17 protein-coding genes and 5 tRNA genes are annotated in these 21,360 nt (G+C 70.1%); 9 read left to right on the forward strand and 13 right to left on the reverse strand.

From position 1 onward, the window contains the following. Positions 1-10 precede the first annotated feature (10 nt). Entirely contained in the window at positions 11-574 is a 564-nt protein-coding gene (locus ACZ60T_RS06460; protein ID WP_469664919.1) for a DUF4188 domain-containing protein, read from the reverse strand. A gap of 86 nt (positions 575-660) precedes the next feature. Here ACZ60T_RS06460 and ACZ60T_RS06465 point away from each other — a divergent pair, with 86 nt between their 5' ends. Continuing rightward, on the forward strand, positions 661-1,305 hold the full coding sequence (locus ACZ60T_RS06465) for a MerR family transcriptional regulator (protein WP_365622780.1): 645 nt from the start codon (positions 661-663) through the stop codon (positions 1,303-1,305). A 65-nt stretch (positions 1,306-1,370) separates the two neighbouring features. Here ACZ60T_RS06465 and ACZ60T_RS06470 read toward each other — a convergent pair. From ACZ60T_RS06470 to ACZ60T_RS06510, 9 genes are all read right to left on the reverse strand, one after another. Next, positions 1,371-1,443, reverse strand: a tRNA-Glu gene (locus ACZ60T_RS06470). Between the two features lie 28 nt (positions 1,444-1,471). Then, a tRNA-Gln gene (locus ACZ60T_RS06475) sits at positions 1,472-1,543 on the reverse strand. Between the two features lie 19 nt (positions 1,544-1,562). Further along, positions 1,563-1,635 (reverse strand) — tRNA-Glu (locus ACZ60T_RS06480). A 62-nt stretch (positions 1,636-1,697) separates the two neighbouring features. Continuing rightward, positions 1,698-1,770: transfer RNA gene (locus ACZ60T_RS06485), tRNA-Glu, on the reverse strand. 39 nt (positions 1,771-1,809) lie between these two features. Beyond that, a tRNA-Gln gene (locus ACZ60T_RS06490) sits at positions 1,810-1,881 on the reverse strand. A 90-nt stretch (positions 1,882-1,971) separates the two neighbouring features. Beyond that, positions 1,972-2,703, reverse strand: coding sequence for an HAD family hydrolase (locus ACZ60T_RS06495; protein WP_469664921.1), 732 nt, complete (start codon positions 2,701-2,703; stop codon positions 1,972-1,974). 114 nt (positions 2,704-2,817) lie between these two features. Beyond that, a complete protein-coding gene (gene gltX, locus ACZ60T_RS06500) occupies positions 2,818-4,293 on the reverse strand; it encodes a glutamate--tRNA ligase (protein WP_365622776.1) in 1,476 nt (491 codons plus the stop codon). After that, positions 4,286-5,062 carry a fumarylacetoacetate hydrolase family protein gene (locus ACZ60T_RS06505; RefSeq protein WP_365622774.1) on the reverse strand — a complete coding sequence of 259 codons (777 nt, stop codon included), beginning with the start codon at positions 5,060-5,062 and terminating at the stop codon, positions 4,286-4,288. Before ACZ60T_RS06505 ends, gltX begins: the two co-directional genes overlap by 8 nt. A 99-nt stretch (positions 5,063-5,161) precedes the next feature. Continuing rightward, on the reverse strand, positions 5,162-5,350 hold the full coding sequence (locus ACZ60T_RS06510; RefSeq protein ID WP_469664924.1) for a hypothetical protein: 189 nt from the start codon (positions 5,348-5,350) through the stop codon (positions 5,162-5,164). Between the two features lie 600 nt (positions 5,351-5,950). On the opposite strand from ACZ60T_RS06510, the gene ACZ60T_RS06515 reads away from it, so the two are divergent. From ACZ60T_RS06515 to ACZ60T_RS06550, 8 genes are all read left to right on the forward strand, one after another. Further along, on the forward strand, positions 5,951-10,279 hold the full coding sequence (locus tag ACZ60T_RS06515) for a sensor histidine kinase (protein WP_469664926.1): 4,329 nt from the start codon (positions 5,951-5,953) through the stop codon (positions 10,277-10,279). A gap of 9 nt (positions 10,280-10,288) precedes the next feature. Further along, complete coding sequence (locus ACZ60T_RS06520; RefSeq protein WP_252426177.1) at positions 10,289-10,702, forward strand: roadblock/LC7 domain-containing protein; 414 nt, start codon at positions 10,289-10,291, stop codon at positions 10,700-10,702. A gap of 115 nt (positions 10,703-10,817) precedes the next feature. Then, positions 10,818-11,216, forward strand: a complete 399-nt coding sequence (locus ACZ60T_RS06525) for a DUF742 domain-containing protein (protein ID WP_365622768.1) — start codon at positions 10,818-10,820, stop codon at positions 11,214-11,216. Next, the gene (locus ACZ60T_RS06530; protein ID WP_365622766.1) at positions 11,197-11,772 is read left to right on the forward strand and encodes a GTP-binding protein; all 576 of its coding nucleotides are present in this window, start codon (positions 11,197-11,199) and stop codon (positions 11,770-11,772) included. The genes ACZ60T_RS06525 and ACZ60T_RS06530 overlap by 20 nt, the downstream gene beginning before the upstream one ends. A gap of 368 nt (positions 11,773-12,140) precedes the next feature. Then, positions 12,141-15,260 carry a sensor histidine kinase gene (locus tag ACZ60T_RS06535; RefSeq protein WP_469664928.1) on the forward strand — a complete coding sequence of 1,040 codons (3,120 nt, stop codon included), beginning with the start codon at positions 12,141-12,143 and terminating at the stop codon, positions 15,258-15,260. Positions 15,261-15,270: 10 nt separating this feature from the next. Next, positions 15,271-15,684, forward strand: a complete 414-nt coding sequence (locus ACZ60T_RS06540) for a roadblock/LC7 domain-containing protein (protein ID WP_469664930.1) — start codon at positions 15,271-15,273, stop codon at positions 15,682-15,684. 98 nt (positions 15,685-15,782) lie between these two features. Beyond that, positions 15,783-16,358, forward strand: a complete 576-nt coding sequence (locus ACZ60T_RS06545) for a DUF742 domain-containing protein (protein ID WP_365622762.1) — start codon at positions 15,783-15,785, stop codon at positions 16,356-16,358. Further along, entirely contained in the window at positions 16,339-16,920 is a 582-nt protein-coding gene (locus tag ACZ60T_RS06550) for a GTP-binding protein (RefSeq protein WP_190191055.1), read from the forward strand. The genes ACZ60T_RS06545 and ACZ60T_RS06550 overlap by 20 nt, the downstream gene beginning before the upstream one ends. Positions 16,921-17,046: 126 nt before the next feature. Here ACZ60T_RS06550 and ACZ60T_RS06555 read toward each other — a convergent pair whose 3' ends face one another. The 3 genes from ACZ60T_RS06555 to ACZ60T_RS06565 all read right to left on the reverse strand — a co-directional run bounded on the left by ACZ60T_RS06555 (position 17,047) and on the right by ACZ60T_RS06565 (position 21,340). Continuing rightward, positions 17,047-17,244 (reverse strand): acyl-CoA carboxylase subunit epsilon, encoded by a 198-nt coding sequence (locus ACZ60T_RS06555; RefSeq protein WP_365622760.1) that lies wholly within the window; start codon positions 17,242-17,244, stop codon positions 17,047-17,049. A 30-nt stretch (positions 17,245-17,274) separates the two neighbouring features. Beyond that, on the reverse strand, positions 17,275-18,867 hold the full coding sequence (locus tag ACZ60T_RS06560; RefSeq protein ID WP_469664932.1) for an acyl-CoA carboxylase subunit beta: 1,593 nt from the start codon (positions 18,865-18,867) through the stop codon (positions 17,275-17,277). Between the two features lie 154 nt (positions 18,868-19,021). Beyond that, positions 19,022-21,340 (reverse strand): polysaccharide lyase 8 family protein, encoded by a 2,319-nt coding sequence (locus ACZ60T_RS06565; RefSeq protein WP_469664934.1) that lies wholly within the window; start codon positions 21,338-21,340, stop codon positions 19,022-19,024. Between the last annotated feature and the right edge of the window lie 20 nt (positions 21,341-21,360).

Below are 21,360 nucleotides of genomic sequence, written 5' to 3' on the forward strand. Positions count from 1 at the left end.
AGGACCCGCCTCAACGCCGCGGCGCGCCCTCCCCGCTCTCCCCCGACTCCCCCTGTCCGTCGGCCTTACCTCGCACGCCGGACGAGCGGTGCGCGAACCGGTCCGCCGCCCGGCGGCCCCGGCTCTCCACGGGCAGCGTGCCCGTGGCCGCCGCGAGGCCGGCGGGCGGCATGTCGAAGTAGATCGATTCGTACGAGCCCTCGGGCACCACATAGGCCTCGTGCCACAGCCCCACATGCTGATGGAGCCTGCCCGCCCGCTCCTTGCGGTTGACGATCCCCCACACCCGGTGGTGGAGGGCGTCCGCGGCGGCGGCGTAGGCGTAGAGCTTCTCCTTGGACTCCCAGTACTGGACCACGTGGTACGAGCGGGGCGAGGCGGTGAGCAGGACGTGCCCCAGCAGCCCCCGGCCGCTGTCGCGGGCAAGCTCCCCCAGCATGCGGAACATCGACAGCATGACCGGGAGCCACTGGTGCACCGCCCAGAAGTGGTTGATGCGCATCCCGATCAGCAGGACCACCACATCGCCTTCGGCGGCCGCGGTGGTGCGGCCCGGTACCGGCTTCGCGGACATCACGGCCCCCCGATCAATCGGATAGCGGCACTATCCCGTCTGGGCGATGCTTGGATAGTCCCGCTTCCCCAGGAAGGGCGCAAGAGATGCGGCTGGCCGAGTTGAGCGAGCGCAGCGGGGTGTCCACCGCGACGATCAAGTACTACCTGCGCGAAGGGCTGTTGGCGCCCGGCCGCCAGCTCAACGCGACGACCGCCGAGTACGACGAGGAGCATCTGCGGCGGCTGCGGCTGGTGCGGGCGATGATCCAGGTCGGCAGGGTGCCGGTGGCCGCGGTCAGGGAGGTGCTCCGGCACGCCGACGACGACTCCCTCGGCCGGACGATCCGGATGGGGGCGGCCCTGTGGGCGCTGCCGCAGGTGCCCGAGCCGGACGCGGAGGACGCGTACGTACAGACCGCGCACCGCGAGGTGAACGACCTGTTGGAGACGTTGGGCTGGTCGAACGCGCAGGCCGTGGTGACGCTCTCCCCCGCCTACCGTTCGCTGGTCGTGGCGGTGGCCGCGTTCCGCCGGCTCGGCTACGACTGGGACAGCGAACTCCTCGTGTCCTACGCGCAGTTGATGCACCAGGCGGCCGTCCTCGATCTGGACGCGGTGGAGACGTACCCGTCGGAGACGGAGAAGGTCGAGGCGGCGGTGCTCGGTGCGGTCCTTGTGGAGCCGATGCTCCAGGCGCTGCACCGGCTGGCGCAGGAGGAGGAGTCGGCGCGGCGGTACGGCTTCGGGTAGGGCGGCGGCAGGTGCCCGGAAACGCCGTAGGGCCCCCACCGAAGTGGAGGCCCTACGGGCTGATGTACCCCCGACCGGATTCGAACCGGCGCTACCGCCTTGAGAGGGCGGCGTGCTAGGCCGCTACACAACGGGGGCGTGGATCTTGCGTTTCCGCAGATCCGAGCTGGTCTACCTGGACTCGAACCAAGACTAACTGAACCAGAATCAGTCGTGCTGCCAATTACACCATAGACCAATGTGGTTTAGACCAACCGTACCCCCGACCGGATTCGAACCGGCGCTACCGCCTTGAGAGGGCGGCGTGCTAGGCCGCTACACAACGGGGGCCCTAGCGATCCTGCATCGAGGACAGTGGGAGCTACCCGAGCTGTCCTCGCGGGAAGGATCTGTACCCCCGACCGGATTCGAACCGGCGCTACTGCCTTGAGAGGGCAGCGTGCTAGGCCGCTACACAACGGGGGCTTTGCGGATGACATCCGCGGTGCAGATAAGCTCTGCGAGCTGGCCTACCTGGACTCGAACCAAGACTAACTGAACCAGAATCAGTCGTGCTGCCAATTACACCATAGGCCACTGGAACGCAAGCCCCTGGGGGGATTTTGTTCTAGTTTGCGCTTCCGGTTTCCGGCCTTTCGGCCCGCTCCCCTCGGCGCAGGAAGAACATTACCCGATGGTGGACGACGCTCCAAAACGAGTATCGGCCGCGAGCACGGCGGGGAGTTCGGCGAGGGAGCGGATCCGGCGCGGTCCGCCCGGCGTGTCGGCGCGCGCGGGGAGACCGTCGCGGTCGATCCACACGGAGAGCAGCCCGGCCTCGGCGGCGCCGCGCCCGTCGATCTCCGGGTGGTCGCCGACGTAGGCGACCTGGTGCGGGGCGAGTTCCAGGGCCTCGCAGACGGCGTGGAAGGCCTGGGGCTCCGGCTTGGAGACGCCCAGCTCCGCGGCGCACACCACGGCCTCGAAGCGGTCGAGGATGCCGAGCGTCCGCAGCTTGTACTCCTGGACGTGGATGCTGGAGTTGGAGAGCACCGCGTGCCGGTGGCTGGCGGCGAGGGTGTCCAGGGCGGGCAGGACGTCGGGGAAGAGGGCCCAGGCGGCCTCGTAGTGGGCCATGTAGCGCTGGTACCAGTCGTCGGCCCCGGCGTCGGTCAGCTCCTCGCCCAGGAAGACCCGTACGCGGTCGCGGCGCTGCGTCTCGAAGTCGGCCTCACCGGCCGCGAACCGCGCCCACTGCTGCTCGGTGATCTCCCGCCACAGGGCCAGCGCCCGCTCCACGCTCCCGTACCGGTCGAGCCGGCCCTCGACGACGAGATGGCGGCGCATGCCCGCGCGGTCCGCGGCGGTGTAGTCGAAGAGAGTGTCATCCACGTCCCAGACCACGGCGCTGATGCTCATGATCCGACGGTAACGCGCGGGCGGTGGGCGCGTCTGCCGATCGCGGGGATACGGCGGTACGACGCGAGGGGCGGCACCCGGTGGTCCGGATGCCGCCCCTCGCGTACGGACGGGTCAGGCGGCCAGCTTCGCCAGCGCCGCGTCGATCCGGGCCAGCGTCTTCTCCTGGCCGAGGACCTGGAGGGACTCGAAGAGCGGCAGGCCGACCGTGCGGCCGGTCACGGCGACGCGGACCGGGGCCTGCGCCTTGCCGAGCTTGAGGCCGTGCGCCTCACCGGCGGCCAGGACGGCCTCCTTCAGGGACTCCGGGGACGTCCAGTCGGCCGCCTGGAGCTTCTCCCTGGCCGTGCGGAGCAGCGCGTCGCTGCCCTCCTTCATGGCCTTGGTCCAGGACGCCTCGTCGGACACCGGCTCCGGCAGGAACAGGAAGTCGACGTTGTCGGTGATCTCGGAGAGGACCTTGACGCGGGTCTGCGCGTGCGGGGCGATCGCCTCCCACTTCGCCTCGTCGAAGTCCTCGGGCGCCCAGGTCGCGTGCGGGGCGGTCAGCCACGGCCGGCAGCGCTCGGTGAAGTCCTTCACGTCGAGCAGACGGATGTGGTCGGCGTTGATCGCCTCGGCCTTCTTCAGGTCGAAGCGGGCCGGGTTGGGGTTCACGTCCGCGATGTCGAAGGCGGCGACCATCTCCTCGACGCTGAAGATGTCGCGGTCCGCCGCGAGCGACCAGCCCAGCAGGGAGAGGTAGTTGAGCAGACCCTCGGGCAGGAAGCCGCGCTCGCGGTAGAGGTTGAGCGCCGACTGCGGGTCGCGCTTGGAGAGCTTCTTGTTGCCCTCGCCCATCACGTAGGGCAGGTGGCCGAACCGCGGGACGGACTTCGCGACGCCCAGCTCGATCAGCGCCTTGTAGAGGGCGATCTGGCGGGGGGTGGAGGAGAGCAGGTCCTCGCCGCGCAGGACGTGGGTGATCTCCATCAGCGCGTCGTCGACCGGGTTCACGAGCGTGTACAGGGGCGCGCCGTTGGCGCGCACGATCCCGTAGTCCGGCACGTTCTCCGGGGTGAACGTCAGCTCGCCGCGGACCAGGTCCGTGAAGGTGATCGTCTCGTCGGGCATCCGGAAGCGGACGATGGACGTACGGCCCTCGGCCTCGTAGGCCGCGACCTGCTCGGCGCTCAGCTCGCGGCAGTGGCCGTCGTAGCCGGAGGGCTTGCCCGCGGCGCGGGCGGCGTCGCGGCGGGCGTCCAGCTCTTCCGTCGTGCAGTAGCAGTGGTAGGCGTAGCCGCCGTCCAGGAGCTTGCGGGCGACGTCCTGGTAGATGTCCATCCGCTGAGACTGGCGGTAGGGCATGTGGGGGCCGCCGACCTCGGGGCCCTCGTCCCAGTCGAAGCCCAGCCAGCGCAGCGAGTCCAGGAGCTGGAGGTAGGACTCCTCCGAGTCGCGGGCCACGTCCGTGTCCTCGATACGGAAGACGTACGTGCCGCCGGTGTGGCGGGCGAACGCCCAGTTGAACAGGGCGGTACGGACCAGGCCCACATGGGGGTTGCCGGTCGGGGACGGACAGAAACGGACGCGGACGTTCGCGTTAGCCACGCTTGATCACCTTGTTGGTGAGAGTGCCGATGCCTTCGATGGTGACGGCGACGGTGTCGCCGACGTTGAGGGGGCCGACCCCCGCGGGGGTGCCGGTGAGGATCACGTCGCCGGGGAGCAGCGTCATGGCCTCGGAGATGTTCACGATCAGGTCCTCGACCGGGTGGATCATCTCGCTGGTGCGCCCGAGCTGGCGCTGCTCGCCGTTGACGGTGAGCTGGATGGTGAGGTCGCTCGGGTCGAGGTCGGTCTCCACCCAGGGGCCGAGCGGGCAGGAGGTGTCGAAGCCCTTGGCCCGCGCCCACTGCTTCTCGCGCCGCTGGACGTCGCGCGCGGTCACGTCGTTGGCGCAGGTGTAGCCGAGGATGACGTCCTTGACGCGCTCGCGCGGGACCTCGCGGCACATCCGGCCGATCACCACGGCCAGTTCGGCCTCGTGGTGCAGTTCCTGGGAGAAGGAGGGGTAGGCGATCTCGTCGCCGGAGCCGATCACGGAGGTGGACGGCTTGAAGAAGGCGAACGGGGCCTCGGGCACGTCGTTGCCCATTTCCCGGGCGTGCTCCGCGTAGTTGCGGCCGAAGGCCACGACCTTGTTGGGGAGCACCGGCGGCAGCAGCCGGACCTTGCTCAACGGCACCTTCGTACCGGAGAGTTCGAAGTCCGCGAACGGGATGCCCTTGATGATGTCGAGGACGAGTTCGTCCGGCTTGTCGCCCTCGACCGCGCCGAAGGCGACGTTCCCGTCGATGGAGAATCTGGCGATGCGCACGGGATCGCGGCCCCTCACTGAGCTGGCTGGAGTCTGACGCTCCAGGCTAACGCGGCGGGGGGCCGCCGCCCCGCGCACGAGCGGCGGACGCCGGGGGCGTCACTCCGCGGCGGCGCGCTGGGCGGGGATCTCCATGAGGATCGTGCGCTTGGGGTTGGCCGTCTGGGTGGGAAGGTCGACGGAGTGTTCCGGGACCACCCGCGTCTCCAGCTCGGCGGCGTCGGCGAGATGCGCCAGCGTCGTCCGCCGCGGGTTGGCTATCTTGCGGAGCGTCATCGTGGTCTTCACTGTTGTCGTCGACCCTTGTCGTCACGGGCGCCGGGCGACCTCAGGGCCGTCGCCGGGGCGCGGGGTTTGTCGGATTCGCCATCCCTGTAAAGCGCCAGGCTAAACATGCAATTCCCGTCGAAGTCATGATGGCGCCATGATCTTCGTGTGAGTTTGCTCACGAGGCATTGGGCAAATAGGTCAATTCAGACGGTCGATCGATCTTGACGAATCGGACATTCCTTAACCGAAGCCCGCATTCCGCTGCCGATCATGGCGACTGGGACACCCGCCGAGCCCCAACAGATCGTGGGCATACGTCCGTTATATACAAGATCACTTTGCACCCCTCGTGATCCGCTCCTCACGTGGCGTCACGGTCTCCATCAGCATGCCGGTTGGCCTTGTTGGAGATCCGCCACTGTGCTGGAATTCGCGGGACCGCCGCGGGGACCGCACCGGCGAAGCATGAGGCGCGACGCAGCGCCGGGCAGCGGCGGGAGGGGGACCCAGCGCCGGTCACTCACGACCACCCGGGGGGCGCATTCAGGGCGCCCCCTACGACGCCGACACCGTCCCGCCGCTCGCGGAGGGGCGCCTGGTCCAGAGGTTGCGACGCTAGTGCAGGGACGTTTCAAGAGGGATGGCAGTGCTTCGGGGGAGCCGGAGCCGCACGGGGGGACCGACCGTGGTTCCTCGCCCCAGCACGGCCAGAGCCCGGGCCCCGCATCGGCCGGCGCGAACGCCGAGCGCCCCGATGTGAAGGCGGAGGACGCCCCCGCGTCGACGCCCTCTCCGCAGCTCGGCTCCACGGGCTCACGCATGGCCCTGCGCAACTGGCGCATCTCCACGCGTCTGGTCTCCCTGCTCGCCCTCCCCGTGGTCGCGGCGACCACGCTCGGCGGGATGCGCATCAGCGAGAACATGGACCAGATCCAGCAGCTCGAGAGCATGAAGCTGCTGACGGACATGACCCGCCAGGCGACACAGCTCGCCGCGGCGCTCCAGGAGGAGCGCGACCAGACCGCGGGCCCGCTCGCCCACGGCGCCACCTCGAACGACTACACGGTCAAGGGCGCCCGCGAGAAGACCGACCGCGCGCGCTCCGTCTTCATCCAGGGCACCGGCGAGATCGGTGACGCCGCCGAGGCGGGTCAGCTCTCCGGTGTCCGCGACAGCGTCGTCGGCATCGCGGGTGAGCTGAACAACCTCAGCACCATCCGCGCCAACGCCTACAAGGACCCGAAGAACTCCGCGCAGACGGTCGAGGCGTACCACCGGCTGATCACGCAGTTGCTCAGCCTGTCCCAGGACATGGCGCAGGCGACCAGCAACCCCGAGATGATCCAGCGCACCCGTTCCCTGGCGGCCTTCTCCACCGCCAAGGAGTACGCGTCGATGCAGCGCGCGATCATCGCGGCGGCGCTGCCCGCGAACAACAGCACGGAGGGCAAGCTCTCCGAGAACGACCGGCAGTACGCCGTCTCCGCCCTGGAGAGCCAGAGCTCCAGCCTCGACAGCTTCGCCAGCATCTACGGCGAGCAGGCGGCCGAGCTGACCAAGCCGATCGACCAGGGCAGCCCGACCATCGAGGCCGCCGACAAGTACGCCGACCGCGTCCTCAAGACGTCGAACGGCTTCGCGGGCCAGAACAAGCGCTCGTACAAGGACTGGGTCGACGACGACTCGGCCAAGATCCTCCAGATGAAGAGCATCGAGGGCACGCTCCTGGAGGAGATGGAGCAGAAGGCCCGTGAGCTGAAGAACGCCTCCCAGCAGGAAGCGATCATCTCCGGTGCGCTGATCCTGCTCGTCCTCGGTGTCTCGCTCGTCGGCGCCTTCGTCGTGGCCCGCTCCATGATCCGCTCGCTGCGCCGGCTCCAGGACACCGCCACCAAGGTCGCCCAGGACCGCCTGCCCCAGCTCGTCAAGGAGCTGTCCGAGTCCGACCCGCAGGACGTCGACACGTCCGTGGAGTCGGTCGGTGTGCACTCCCGGGACGAGATCGGCCAGGTGGCCGCGGCCTTCGACGACGTGCACCGCGAGGCGGTCCGCCTCGCCGCCGAGCAGGCCCTGCTGCGAGGCAACGTCAACGCGATGTTCACCAACCTCTCGCGCCGCTCCCAGGGCCTGATCCAGCGTCAGCTCTCGCTCATCTCCGAACTGGAGTCCCGCGAGGCCGACCCCGACCAGCTCTCCTCGCTGTTCAAGCTCGACCACCTCGCGACGCGTATGCGCCGTAACGGTGAGAACCTCCTCGTGCTCGCCGGTGAGGAGCCGGGCCGTCGCTGGACCCGCCCGGTCCCGCTGGTCGACGTGCTGCGTGCCGCCGCGTCCGAGGTGGAGCAGTACGAGCGCATCGAACTGGCCGCGGTTCCGGCCACCGAGGTCGCGGGCCGCGTCGTCAACGACCTCGTGCACCTGCTCGCCGAGCTGCTGGAGAACGCGACCTCGTTCTCCTCGCCGCAGACCAAGGTCAAGGTCACCGGTCACGCGCTGCCCGACGGGCGCGTGCTGATCGAGATCCACGACACCGGTATCGGTCTGTCCCCCGAGGACCTCGCGCAGATCAACGAGCGGCTCGCCGCGCCGCCCACGGTGGACGTCTCCGTCTCCCGCCGCATGGGCCTCTTCGTGGTCGGTCGACTCTCGCAGCGCCACGGCATCCGTATCCAGCTCCGCCCGTCCGACTCCGGTGGGACGACCGCGCTGGTCATGCTCCCCGTCGATGTCGCCCAGGGCGGCAAGAAGCCCGCGGGCAAGCAGGGCCAGGGCGGCCCGCAGAGCGGCGGTTCGGCCGCCGGTGCCGCCGCCGCGGGTGCCGCCGCCGCGCGTCGCCAGGTGCAGCAGGGCGGCGGGGCCGGTGGCCCGGGACTCGGGGCCGCTCCGCAGCGCGGGCAGGTGGGCGCCGGACAGGGCCCGCGCGCCGCGCTGCCCGGCAGCGGCCGGGACGGCCGTCCCGGCGGCCCCGGTGGGCCCCGCGGTCAGCAGGGTCCCGGCGGTCAGCAGGGTGCGGGGCTCTTCGAGCAGGGCGGACGCCCGTCCCCGCAGCAGAGTCGGCAGAACCCGGCCGCCGGTGACAACGCCTTCGGGCAGCAGCAGGCCGCGCCCGGCGCCCCGCAGGGGCTCCAGGCGGCGCAGGCCTTCCCGAACAACGGCGCGCCCGTACCGCCGCAGCAGCAGGACCGCCAGGGGCGCAAGGAACGGCAGGAGCCGCAGCGCAAGGAGGGGCGTGGCGGCAGGCGTCGTCCGCAGCTTCCCGGCCGGGGCGGCCCGCGCGCCGAACTGCCCGGCGGCAACCAGCAGCAGCGCACGCCGAGTTGGAGCGACGAGAACGCGCAGCCCCCGGTGGAGCGCGCCGCGCTGGACGGCCCGCGCGGTCACGAGGAGCCGGACGCGCTGTCCGCGACCTCGCAGATGCCCCGCATCGACGACCACCAGGGCCCCGGTGCCACCGCGGAGATCCCCCGGATCGAGGACGACCGTCAAGGTCCCGGATCCACCTCCGAGTTCGCGCGGCCCGACTTCAACGCCCCACGTCCTGGGGCCGGTGGGCAGTTCCCCCGCCAGGACGGCTTCGGCGGCCCGCAGCAGCAGGGCAACCAGGCGGGCGGGTTCCCCGGCGCCCAGCAGGGCCAGGACACGGGCCGGTTCCCGGTGTCCGGGCACCAGGAGACCGGGCAGTTCCCGGCTCTCGGACGCGGGCAGGACACCGGGCAGTTCGCGAACCCCGGCCACGGACAGGACACCGGGCAGTTCCCCGCCCAGCGGCACGACGGCTCCGGTACGGGGCAGTTCGCCGCTCCCGGCCAGGGGCAGGACACGGGTCAGTACCAGGCTCCCGGACGGGGCCAGGGCCCGAACCAGTTCCAGGGTCCCGGTCAGGACAACGGCCAGTTCCCGAACACCGGCCACGCACAGGACACCGGACAGTTCCAGGCTCCCCAGCGGGGCCAGGACACCGGGCAGTTCCAGACCCCCCAACGGGGCCAGGACACCGGGCAGTTCCAGGCCCCCCAGCGAGGCCAGGGCCCGAACCAGTTCCAGGGCCCCGGTCAGGACACCGGACAGTTCCAGACCCCCCAGCGGGGCCAGGACACGGGCCAGTTCCAGACCCCCGGCCACGGACAGCACACCGGTCAGTTCCAGGTTCCCGAGCACGGGCAGGACACGGGTCAGTTCCAGGCTCCCGGACAAGGGCAGAACACCGGGCAGTTCGCGAACCCCGGCCACGGACAGGACACCGGGCAGTTCCCCGCCCAGCGGCACGACGGCTCCGGTACGGGGCAGTTCGCCGCTCCCGGGTACGGCGACCCGTCCGCCACAGGGCAGTTCGCCGCGCAGGGGCATGACGCCTCCGGTACCGGCCAGTTCGCCGCGCAGGGCTACGGGAACCAGCAGGACCCCTCCGCCACCGGGCAGTTCGCACAGGCCCAGCAGCAGACCCCGCAGCAGTCGCAGCAGCCCGAGGCGCTGCCGCCCGCGCAGAGCGCCGGTGACGGACGTACCCCGCTGTTCGACCGGCTGGAGACCAACTGGTTCCACGGCGAGCGGGGCCAGCAGAACGACAACTCCGCGGCCCAGGCGCCGCAGCAGCAGCCCGCGGCTCCTGAGCCGTCGGCCCCCGAGCCGTCCGCACCCGAGCGTCCGGGCCCCGCGGCCTGGCGCACCTCGCCGAACGACGAGATCGGCCGCGCTGCCGAGCGCGTACGGCAGCCGTCCGCGGGCGGCGTCACCACCTCCGGCCTGCCGCGCCGGGTCCCGCGCGCGAACCTCGTGCCGGGCACGGCCCAGCAGCAACAGCACCACACCGGTCCGCAGGTCTCGCGTGCGCCTGACGACGTACGCGGCCGGCTGACCAACCTCCGACGGGGCATCGCCCAGGGTCGCCAGGCCGGTACCGGCCAGACCGGCAGCTTCCCCAGCCCCACTCACCAGCAGGAGCATTAGTTGAGTCAGATGAGCCAGGCGGCACAGAACCTCAACTGGTTGATCACGAACTTCGTGGACAACACGCCGGGGGTGTCTCACACCGTCGTCGTGTCCGCGGACGGACTCCTTCTGGCGATGTCCGAGGGGTTCCCGCGTGATCGCGCCGATCAACTCGCGGCCGTGGCCTCCGGGCTGACCTCGCTGACCGCGGGCGCGTCCCGCATCTTCGAGGGCGGCCGGGTGGCACAGACGGTGGTCGAGATGGAGCGCGGCTTCCTCTTCCTCATGTCCATCTCGGACGGCTCGTCCCTCGCGGTGCTCGCCCACCCCGAGTGCGACATCGGGCTCGTGGGCTACGAGATGGCCCTCCTGGTCGACCGCGCGGGCGCGGTGCTCACGCCCGACCTGCGCGCCGAGCTACAGGGCAGTCTGCTTCGTTGAACGGCTTCCCGCCGCCACCCCCCACCACACGCACACACCGTCCGGCCGCCACAGCCCCCCACCGGCCTCGTCAGACGGCACGACTGACCAACTTGCTGTCCCGCCCGGAGGATTCATGACCCCGCCCCCTGCCGCTCACGATCCGTACACAGAACCGTACGGAGACGAGGGCGACCAGCCGCTGGTCCGCCCGTACGCGATGACCGGTGGCCGGACCCGGCCCCGCTACCAGCTCGCGATAGAGGCGCTGATCAGCACGACGGCCGATCCGGCCCAGCTCATGGGCATGCTGCCCGAGCACCAGCGGATCTGCCATCTGTGCCGTGAGGTGAAGTCGGTGGCGGAGGTCTCGGCGCTGCTGTCCATGCCGCTCGGTGTGGCCCGGATCCTCGTCGCCGACCTCGCGGAAGCCGGCCTCGTGGCGATCCACCAGCCTGGTGGCGACGAGAACAACGGCGGCGCGCCGGACGTGACACTGCTCGAAAGGGTGCTCAGTGGACTTCGCAAGCTCTGACGGAGGGCGCTCCACCACCTCCGCCAAGATCGTCGTGGCGGGTGGCTTCGGTGTCGGCAAGACCACGTTCGTGGGTGCCGTCTCGGAGATCAACCCGCTGCGCACGGAGGCCGTCATGACGTCTGCTTCGGCAGGCATCGACGACCTCACCCACACCGGGGACAAGACCACCACCACGGTGGCCATGGACTTCGGCCGCATCACCCTGGACCAGGACCTGATCCTCTACCTCTTCGGGACCCCCGGCCAGGACCGCTTCTGGTTCATGTGGGACGACCTGGTCCGCGGCGCCATCGGCGCCATCGTCCTCGTCGACACCCGCCGCCTGTCCGACTGCTTCCCCGCCGTCGACTACTTCGAGAACAGCGGCCTCCCCTTCGTCATCGCCCTCAACGGCTTCGACGGGAACCAGCCTTACACCCCCGACGAGGTCCGCGAAGCACTCCAGATCGGGCCCGACACCCCCATCATCACCACCGACGCCCGCCACCGCGCGGACGCCAAATCCGCCCTCATCACCCTCGTCGAACACGCCCTCATGGCACGCCTGCGCTAAGCAAGTAGCCGGTGCCATACGGCAGTTGTCGTAGATCCCGGGGAGCCGACTGTGGTGTTTGACACGGTCGGCCCCGGGGTTCATAACGTTTCGACAGAGAAATCAGGTGGTACCACCACGCGTCGCGGTCGTTCGGTGCCGCTGTGCGCACAAAAGCCCCGCCATTTGGCGGGGCTCGCTCTTTATGACCGTTTTATCTCGCGCATCTCACCAACGGAATCCTTGATTCCGAGTGTTTGGAATCGCGCAGGCTGACGTGCTGGAATGCCTGAACTGCCCATGGAGTCGACGACGTAACCGGTCGCCGACGGGGCTCAGGAGACACCGCGGCACGACGTAGGTGCCGTCGCCGAGAGGTTGTTGGTCGAGTGAGGCGAAGCAAGAACGGTCCCGAACCGTCTGCCCGGGGTAACTTCACCCCGCCGCCGCGCGAAGTGGCACCCGCAGACGAGTCCGGGCCGGAGTCGACGCCCCTGCCCCGGGGCCGCAGCCGCTTCTCCTTGCACAACTGGCGCATGCCGGCCAAGCTGAACGCGATCCTGCTCATCCCCGTCCTCGTGGGCCTCGTCATGGGCGGCTTCCAGGTACGGAGTTCGATCGACACCTGGCAGCAGGCGCGGGACGCGGAGAAGGTCGCGAAGATCGTGGCCGCCGCCGGTGTCTACGCCGAAGCCCTCCTCAACGAGCGTGACCTCTCCGCGGAGCCGCTGCTGAAGGGCGACCGCAACAGCGCGGTTGTCAAGCAGGCCCGCGAACTCACCGACGAGAAGGCCGACGCCTTCCATCAGGAGATCATCGGCCGCCCCGCCAAGCAGGGCCTGGAACGCCGGCTGAGCCTGCTGTCCAAGGCCGAGCCGAAGCTGGCGCAGATCCGCCGCACGGCCTTCACCCGGGCCATGGACCCGGTCAAGACCGAAGAGGGCTACGTCGAGGTCGAGCACCTCCTGATGGAGTTCTCCAACGAACTGGGCCTCGGCACGGGCAACATCACGGCGTACGGCCGCTCGGTGTACGCCCTCGCGCTCGCCAAGGGCGCCGAGTCGCTGCAGCGCTCCATCGGTATGCATCTGCTGGTCAAGCCCAGCACCGACGCCGCGATCCACGCGCGGCAGATCACGGCCTTCACCTCGTACAAGTACCTGGAGGGCGTCGCCCAGCGCGAGTACGTCTCCGGTGCCACCGAGGCGGACGCGGCGCACCTCACCGCGGTCATGAAGGAGAAGGCCGCGGAGGGCACGAAGCAGGCCGCCAAGGACACGCCCGCCGGGCAGACGCCGCTCTCCATGGACCAGATGGTCCAGGCGATCAGCAGCGGCCTGTCGCCCGACGAGCTGAAGCAGCAGGGCATCACGCCCAAGACGTGGACGGCCGCCTCCACCCTCACGTTCGAGGCGTACAGCCAGGTCGAGAACGAGCTGATCAAGCGGGCCGTCGACGACGCGGGCTCGATCGCCACCAACGCCCAGCGCGACGCCTACATCAACGGCGCGGTCGTCCTTCTCGCCCTGCTCGCCGCCGTCGCCCTCGCCGGTGTGATGGCCCGTCAGATGACGCGCTCGATGCGCGAGCTGCGCAGCGCCGCCTTCGATGTCGCCGAGCAGCGGCTGCCGATGCTGGTCGACCAGCTCTCGCGCACCGACCCCGGCCGGGTCGACACCAAGATCGTGCCCATCCCGATCTCCTCCACGGACGAGATCGGCGAGGTCGCCCGCGCCTTCGACCAGGTCCACCGCGAGGCCGTCCGGCTCGCCTCCGAACAGGCCCTGCTGCGGGGCAACATCAACGCGATCTTCACCAACCTCTCGCGCCGCAACCAGTCGCTGATCGAGGGCCAGCTCACGCTGATCACCGACCTGGAGAACAACGAGGCCGACCCGGACCAGTTGGAGAACCTCTTCAAGCTGGACCACCTCGCGACCCGTATGCGCCGCAACGGCGAGAACCTCCTCGTCCTCGCGGGCCAGGAGCCCGGCCGCCGCTGGGACCAGCCGGTCCCGCTGGTCGACGTGTTGCGCGCCGCCTCCTCCGAGGTGGAGCAGTACGAGCGCATCGAGCTGTCCGGTGTCCCGGAGGCCGAGATCCACGGCCGCGCCGTGACCGACCTCGTGCACCTGCTCGCCGAGCTGCTGGAGAACGCCACGACGTTCTCCTCCCCGCAGACCAAGGTCCGGGTGACGGCCACGCGCCTGCCCGACGGCCGGATCATGATCGAGATCCACGACAAGGGCATCGGACTGACGCCCGAGGACTTCGCGGACATCAACCACAAGCTGGCCAACCCGCCGACCGTGGACGCCGCGATCTCGCAGCGCATGGGTCTGTTCGTGGTCGGCCGGCTGTCCGACCGGCACGACATCCGCGTCCAGCTCCGCCCCTCCGGTGAACAGGCCGGTACCACCTCGCTGGTCATGCTCCCGGACGCCATCACCCACGGCGGTGGCGGCGAACATCCGCTGCAGACCAACGAGTTCACCGTCTCGCAGATCATCCCGGAGAAGCAGCCCTTCGCGGTCGAGAACGCCGAGGGACAAGCGGCGCTGACCGCCGCGGAGCTGGGCTTCGACGACAGCCGCTACAGCGACCCGGTCGGCCGCTCGCTGATGCGCGAGGAGCGCCGCGCGGCCCTGGAGGCCCAGACGCACGGCACGGACCGCGCGCACGAGGCCCACCCGAACTCCGCGCCGTACCCGAACCAGTTCGAGGCGCCGCAGCAGCCCGCGTACGACAACGGGCAGGACGCGTACCAGGAACAGCGGCAGGCGTACGACCCGCAGCAGACGTACGAGCAGCCGCAGCAGCCCGCGTACGGGGAGCAGTACTACCCGGCCGGTGACGGGCAGGCGCAGGGCGAGAACTTCACGCCCCCCGGCGGCTACCCCGAGTCCGGCTATGCGGAACAGCCGCAGCACAACGGCGCCGTGGCCCCGGCCACCTCCTCGGAGACGTACTCCGCCCTCGACGGGCCGTCCTACCAGGACGACTGGCCGCAGCAGAACGCCTACCAGAACGGCTACGGCTCCGCGTACACCGCGGAACCGGAATCCGCTCAGGCCGCTGACGCGAGCACGCAGGACCGCGTAGGCTTCGATCACCCGGAACCGGCTTCCACCGCCGACCACGGACTGACCGACGCCGGACTGCCCCGCCGCGGCGGCACCGCGAACGGCACCGCGTCGGCACCCTCGGAGGCGAACGGCGACCAGCACTCGGCGAACGGCGAGGGCTGGCAGCAGGCGTCGCAGCCGAAGAAGCCGAAGGCGGCGGGGGTCACCTCCTCCGGTCTGCCTCGGCGGGTACCCAAGGCGAACCTGATCGAGGGCGCCCCCGAATCGACCCCGCAGGGAGGCCCACAGGTCTCCCGCTCCCCCGAGGACGTGCGGGGCAGACTGAGCAACCTGCGTCGAGGCGTCCAACGCGGACGCAGCGCAGGCAGTGATACGAACGGCCAGGGCTTCGGTCCTGACAGCACCTACAACCAGGAGCGTTAGTGTGAGCCCGATGAGCCAGGCGGCACAGAACCTGAACTGGTTGATCACCAACTTCGTGGAGAACACCCCCGGGGTGTCCCACACCGTGGTGGTCTCCGCCGATGGACTTCTTCTGGCGATGTCCGAAGGCTTCCCCCGTGACCGCGCGGACCAGTTGGCGGCCGTCGCCTCCGGTCTGACGTCGCTGACCGCGGGCGCCTCCCGCATCTTCGAGGGCGGCAGCGTCAACCAGACGGTGGTCGAGATGGAGCGGGGCTTCCTCTTCATCATGTCCGTCTCGGATGGTTCGTCCCTCGCGGTCCTCGCGCACCCGGAGGCGGACATCGGCCTCATCGGGTACGAGATGGCGCTTCTCGTCGACCGTGCCGGTACCGTCCTGACCCCGGATCTCCGTGCGGAGCTCCAGGGCAGCCTTCTCAACTAGTAGAAGGACGGTGCATATCGGCGTCCTGGGGCCGTAAGGTTTCGGGACGCGCCTTCCACAGCGACGGGTGGCACGGCACAGTCGGAGGAGGAGAGATCGTGACTACGCTCCCAGGTGATTCGTCCGCGGGGAACTGGCCCTATGGCCAGGGCCCCGGACAGGGTGACCAGAACGGGTATGACTTCTCCGCACCGAACCCGCGGCGTCAGCCGTACCTGCCACAGGGACCGCAGGGTCCCGGACCGTCACCGTACGACCCGCAGGCGGCACCGCGCATCCAGCCCGTGCAGCCGCAGCGCCACTCCCCCGAGCCGGCGCCCGCAGGGTCGGCCCACAACCCCCTGGTGCGCCCGTACGCCATGACGGGCGGTCGTACCAGGCCCCGCTACCAGCTCGCCATCGAGGCGCTGGTGCACACCACCGCGCAGCCGCATCAGATGCAGGGTCAACTGCCCGAGCATCAGCGGATCTGCAACCTCTGCCGGGAGATCAAGTCGGTGGCCGAGATCTCGGCGCTCCTGACGATTCCTCTCGGCGTGGCCAGGATCCTCGTCGCCGACTTGGCGGAGGCGGGCCTGGTCGCCATTCATCAGCCGGGCGGCGACGAGAACGCCGGCGGCCAGCCAGACGTGACACTGCTCGAAAGGGTGCTCAGTGGACTTCGCAAGCTCTAGCGGCGGTCCTTCCCGCTCCACCACCTCCGCGAAGATCGTGGTGGCGGGCGGCTTCGGCGTGGGCAAAACCACGTTCGTCGGCGCCGTCTCGGAGATCAACCCGCTGCGCACGGAGGCCGTCATGACGTCTGCTTCGGCAGGCATCGACGACCTCACCCACACCGGGGACAAGACCACCACCACGGTGGCCATGGACTTCGGCCGCATCACCCTGGACCAGGACCTGATCCTCTACCTCTTCGGGACCCCCGGCCAGGACCGCTTCTGGTTCATGTGGGACGACCTGGTCCGCGGCGCCATCGGCGCCATCGTCCTCGTCGACACCCGCCGCCTCGCCGACTGCTTCCCCGCCGTCGACTACTTCGAGAACAGCGGCCTCCCCTTCGTCATCGCCCTCAACGGCTTCGACGGAAACCAGCCCTACACCCCCGACGAAGTCCGCGAAGCACTCCAGATCGGGCCCGACACCCCCATCATCACCACCGACGCCCGCCACCGCGCCGACGCCAAATCCGCCCTCATCACCCTCGTCGAACACGCCCTCATGGCACGCCTGCGCTGAGCGAGGGGTACGCCCGGGGCCTCTCCGTACGGAGGGGCCCCTCTTGGCGTGCGTACGAAGTTGCGTCTACGCGGAAGGGCCCCTCCAAGTGGAGGGGCCCTTCCGTTCGTTGCCGTGCGGGTGCGGCTACGCGTGCCAACTGTGCGGCGCGCGGAAGCCGGGCTCGCGGTCCAGGCGGCGCCAGCCCGCCTTGGCGCGGCCTCGGTGGGCCGGGGTCGTGGAGGACGGCTGGGCGGCGGCGCGGGCCAGCAGGACGGCCGTGATGGCGGCCACTTCCTCGGGCTCGGCGTGGCCCTTCTCGACGCGGATGTCAGCGTTGCTCATGGGTGTGGGTCTCCGTAAGAGAGGGGTCCGCTACTGCGGCGGGTTACCGTGCTTGCGGGACGGCAGGTCGGCGTGCTTGGCGTGCAGCATCGCGAGCGACCTGATCAGGACCTCACGCGTCTCGGCGGGGTCGATGACGTCGTCCACGAGGCCTCGTTCGGCTGCGTAGTACGGGTGCATCAGCTCGGACTTGTATTCCTTGACCATCCGTGCGCGCATGGCCTCGGGGTCCTCGGCCGCGGCGATCTGGCGGCGGAAGATGACGTTGGCGGCGCCCTCCGCACCCATCACGGCGATCTCGTTGGTGGGCCAGGCGAAGGTGAGGTCGGCCCCGATGGACTGGCTGTCCATCACGATGTAGGCACCGCCGTACGCCTTGCGCAGGATCAGCGAGATCCTCGGCACGGTCGCGTTGCAGTAGGCGTAGAGCAGCTTCGCGCCGTGCCGGATGATTCCGCCGTGCTCCTGGTCGACACCCGGAAGGAACCCGGGAACGTCCAGGAACGTCACCAACGGGATATTGAAAGCGTCACACATCTGCACAAATCGCGCAGCTTTTTCCGACGCCTCGATGTCCAGCACACCCGCGAGCGTCTGCGGCTGGTTGGCGATGATGCCCACCACCTGGCCGTCGAGACGGGCCAGCGCGCAGATGACGTTGCGCGCCCAGCGCTCGTGGACCTCCAGGTACTCGCCGTCGTCGACGATCTCCTCGATGACCTTCGTCATGTCGTAGGGCCGGTTGCCGTCGGCGGGCACCAGGTCGAGCAGGGCGTCACCACGGCGGTCCGCCGGGTCCGCGGTCGCGACCCGCGGCGGGTTCTCCCGGTTGTTCTGCGGGAGGAGCGAGAGGAGGAAGCGCACCTCGGCGATGCACGTCTCCTCGTCGTCGTAGGCGAAGTGGCACACACCGGAGGTCTCGGCGTGCACATCGGCGCCGCCCAGCCCGTTCTGGCTGATCTCCTCGCCGGTCACGGCCTTGACCACGTCCGGGCCCGTGATGAACATCTGCGAGGTCTCGCGGACCATGAACACGAAGTCCGTCAGCGCCGGGGAGTAGGCGGCGCCGCCCGCGCACGGGCCGAGCATGACCGAGATCTGCGGGATGACCCCGGAGGCCTTGGTGTTGCGCTGGAAGATGCCGCCGTAACCGGCGAGCGCGCTGACGCCCTCCTGGATACGGGCGCCCGCGCCGTCGTTGAGCGAGACCAGCGGCGCACCCGCCGCGATGGCCATGTCCATGATCTTGTGGATCTTCGTGGCGTGGGCCTCGCCCAGCGCACCGCCGAAGATGCGGAAGTCATGGGCGTAGACGAAGACCGTACGGCCCTCCACCGTGCCCCAGCCGGTGATCACACCGTCCGTGTACGGCTTCTTGGCCTCCAGGCCGAACCCGGTCGCCCGGTGCCGGCGCAACTGCTCGACCTCTTGGAACGAGCCCGCGTCCAGCAGCAGCTCGATACGCTCGCGCGCCGTCAGCTTGCCCTTGGCGTGCTGCGCCTCGGTCGCCTTCTCGCTGGGGCCTGCCAGGGCCCGCGCACGCATCTCGTGCAGCTCGGCGACGCGTCCGCGCGCGTCTGTGGGCCCACTCCCGGTGTCTACAGCCTCGTCCAAAACGGTCATGTAGTGACCTTACGAAGGAGACCAAGGATTCCGGGCCGTCGACTCCGCACAGTCTCCGGCCCGTTTTCCTGGTACCACCGAACAGAACCCCACCCTTATGCAGCCGATCTGACTGCCCCGGAGGGCCTTGCGTTGTAGGGCCCACACAACCCGATCAGTCGAAGGCGACCTCGCATCGACGGGTCTCACATGCCATCCCCGGAGTGACACGGAGCCTCAAACGGCCCCCTGAGACCTCCGCTTCGACCCCCGGGTCGGCGCGGACGACCGCGCGGACCGGACGGTCCCAGCCGATCTCCACCGGCCGCCCGGTGCGGGGCGGCTCGCTCACGCAGAGGGTCGCCGTCCGGCCCCGGCTGCGTACGAGCACGCTCGCGCCCGCGGAGGCGGTCAGTCCGTCCACCGTAGCCGCCTGCCAGAAGTTCGCCGCCGTCAGGCCCAGAGACGGTACGGCGACGGCCTGGCAGGCCGCGTCGTTCCTGAGGACGGTGAGCCAGTGGTGGTCGGCGGCGCGGGCCGCGACCTGGCCGCGGGTCGCGCCCGGCAGCAGGACGTAGACGTACGAGGCGTCGCGCGGGTCGGTGCCGTGGTCGAGCCAGAGTGTCTGCCAGGACCGGGTCCGCCGTTCGGGTGAACTGCTCGTATTGATGTCGGCCCAGGCGCCGGTGCGTTCCTCGCGCAGGGTGCGCAGGTCGCCCCCGTCCGGGAGGACCCAGCCGCCGTGGCCGTCCAGGTGGGCCCAGCCGGGCCCGCGTACGAGGGCGGGGGCGCCGCCCTCGCCCAGGTCGCGGTTGTCGACGACGGTCTCGACGGGGACGCCGTCCGCGCAGGTGATCCCGGCGCCCAGGCAGATCACGGCGTCATCGGCGCAGAACCACGACTTGCGGGCCTCCAGCGTGGACTCCAGGCCCTTCAGATGCTGGCCGATTGCCGCGTACGTGCCGTCGGTCGTGCCGCCCACCCAGCGCACGTCCGGCTTCGGCTCGCCCCACTCGCCGCCCGCGCGGTCGGGCAGCCGCTTCGTGGAGACGGTGGTGCCGGGCAGGCGGTACCAGTCGACAGTGGGCCAGTACCAGTCCGTGTACTGCCCCGAGTCCCGCCCCCACCACTGCACCATGCCCGAGCCGGTGTACCAGCCGCGCGGGTTCTCGCCGTTGCCGCACTCGTAGTACGCGATGCGCCGGGAGGACATCGCGATGCTCAGGGTGAAGCGGGCGCCGCGGTGGACGGCGCGGTCCATGGCGGGGAAGAGGCGGTGGCCGACGGGTTCGGGCGCGGCGGGCACGTCGGAGTCCGCGACGGCGTGCAGCCGGGCCAGGTCCGCGACGTCGAACTGGGGTGAGGTGAGGATCGGGACCACGGTGTCCCGGGCGATCCATCCCTTGATCATCCCGTGCCAGCGGGCGCGTTCGGGCTCGCTCGCCGCGCCCGCGAGGACGGCGATCGCGGCGATCAGCGCCTGCCCGTGGAAGTGGTCGCTGCGCATGACGTGCAGATCGTCGCTGGTGAGGTAACCCCGGCTGATGGCACGGCCGTTGACGCCGTCCATGACGAGTCCGTCGTGGATGAGGGGCGCGTAGGCGTGCTCGACGCTGTCGTGGATGATCTGCCGCGCGGGGTCGGTGACCTCCCAGGAGGATCCGGCGAGCAGGGTGAACAGCCGGCCGAGGCCGTCGAGCATGACCTGGCCGTAGGTGCCGGAGTACGGGACCTGGGTGTGCTGCACGAACGAGCCGTCGGCGTAGAGCCCGTCGCCCTCGGTGACGTACGGGAAGACCGGCGAGAGGGCGTCGCGGGCGAGGGCGATCCGGTCGGGCGCGCGGCCCGCGATGCCGCGCAGGGCGACGCTGCGGCAGAGGTCGACGCGGTTGGCGCCGGTGGAGGTGCCGGAGTAGTCGTGCAGCGCCGAGTCCGGGATGAAGTGGTCGACGGCGGCGAGGGCGGCGGCGCGCAGGGCGTCGTCCAGGTGATCGTGCAGCGCCGTCACGATGTCCATGAGCGGGCGGGGGCTGCCGATCTGCCAGTGCCACCAGTTGCCGTAGGGGGTGGTCGAGGGGTTGAAGACGGCGGTGAGGACGTGACCGAGGCCACGCAGGACGTCGGCGAGGAGGTCGGCGTCGCCGGTCGAACCCGTCCCCGCCTGGAGGTAGGCCTGGGTCATCGTCCACAGCCGGTCGAAGCTCTGGGTGATGCCGTCGGGCGGGTCGAAGGGGTACTGCGGCCACAGGGAGTCGGCGGCCGGTGACATGGCGGTACGGAAGCCCCGGGCGAGGTCGCCGGTACGGGCGAGGCAGGAGGCGTAGGGCTCGGCGGCGGGGTCGTAGCCGGTGCCCAGGGAGAGGGCGAGCCAGCGGCCTCGCAGGGTCTCGAACTCGTCGTCGGACGGCGGGACTTCGGCAGCCGCCGCGGTGGCGGGGAAGGCGACGGTGGCCGCCAGGGCCGTGGTCAGGAACGTACGGCGGTCGGACGTCATGACGCGGCATGCTTCCACAC

Source organism: Streptomyces sp. NPDC104371, from assembly GCF_055583785.1.